At 60.5% G+C, this 977-nt stretch carries 2 protein-coding genes and 1 pseudogene; 2 read left to right on the top strand and 1 reads right to left on the bottom strand.

What is annotated here, in order from left to right; genetic code table 11:
• A partial coding sequence (locus ACFPN9_RS24220; protein ID WP_377817777.1) for a DUF2933 domain-containing protein occupies positions 1-295 on the top strand: 295 nt, incomplete at its 5' end.
• A gap of 21 nt (positions 296-316) precedes the next feature.
• Positions 317-904 carry a methyltransferase family protein gene (locus ACFPN9_RS24215; protein WP_068075328.1) on the top strand — a complete coding sequence of 196 codons (588 nt, stop codon included), beginning with the start codon at positions 317-319 and terminating at the stop codon, positions 902-904.
• On the opposite strand, the pseudogene ACFPN9_RS24210 reads toward ACFPN9_RS24215, so the two are convergent.
• Positions 878-977, bottom strand: a pseudogene (locus ACFPN9_RS24210) (IS5/IS1182 family transposase); the annotation flags it as partial. The gene ACFPN9_RS24215 and the pseudogene ACFPN9_RS24210 overlap by 27 nt on opposite strands.

Raw genomic sequence — 977 nt, 5'->3', positions numbered from 1 at the left:
CGGGGATCTCTCGGTTCAGGGTTGGCGTTCACAACCCAAACCTAACCGGCAATCGCCGGTGACCACCGTCAGCTACACCACGCTATGGGACACGACCGCTCTCGTCGGGTTTCTGGCAGTCGCGGCCTTCTATCTGATTGCGGAGCACCGCGCCCATCTCCTCGGCTGGCTCCCGTTGCTAATATTCCTCGCATGCCCGCTGCTTCATGTGTTCATGCATGGAAGACATGGAGGCCACGGCAACCAATCAATCCAGCCGTCCTCAGGTTGGCGGCAGCCTCCGCACGAACACTGATCAGGCTCTCGGAGCGCTCCCATGCACGACAACGTTCCCGCCTACGGGCTTTGGTCCCTTGTTCTTCTGAACTCCGCAGTCTTCATCTTTTTTGCTTTCAGCTTCTTCAAGCCGAAGTCACCGCGCGACTGGCGCTCATTCGGAGCCTTCAGCGCCTTCATCCTGGCCCTCTTTACGGAAATGTACGGCTTCCCGCTGACGATCTACCTCCTATCCGGTTGGTTGCAGTCCAGATATCCGGACGTCAACTGGCTCTCCCACGACGCAGGGCATCTTCTCGAGGAACTCTTCGGCTGGCGAGCGAACCCGCATTTCGGCCCCTTTCACCTGCTGAGCTTCCTGTTCATCGGCGGCGGCTTCATGTTGATCGCGGCCGGTTGGAGGGTGCTCTACGAGGCTCAGCGACGCGGCACGCTCGCCACCACTGGCATCTACGCCCGGATCAGGCATCCGCAATACGTCGGCTTCGTCCTCGTGATGTTCGGCTTCCTGCTGCAATGGCCGACGCTGCTGACGGTCGCGATGTTCCCCGTCCTGGCCTTCATGTACTGGCGGCTCGCGCGGCACGAGGAGCAGGAAGCACTAGGCCGTCGACTCATTACCGCGTAGCCAGATCCTGACGCATACGAGCTTGAGGCTTGCGAGGAAGTTTTCCGCGAGCTTGTCGTAGCGTGTGGCGACG

Origin of the sequence: Allobosea massiliensis (assembly GCF_042655245.1) — a bacterium.
GTDB classification, from domain to species: domain Bacteria; phylum Pseudomonadota; class Alphaproteobacteria; order Rhizobiales; family Beijerinckiaceae; genus Allobosea; species Allobosea massiliensis.
This window is presented reverse-complemented; position numbering and strand designations above follow the sequence as displayed.

What these genes read in the sequence shown, in the direction of transcription:
- ACFPN9_RS24215 (WP_068075328.1), top strand. Translation starts at nt 317, where the DNA reads ATGCACGACAACGTTCCCGCCTACGGGCTTTGGTCCCTTGTTCTTCTG.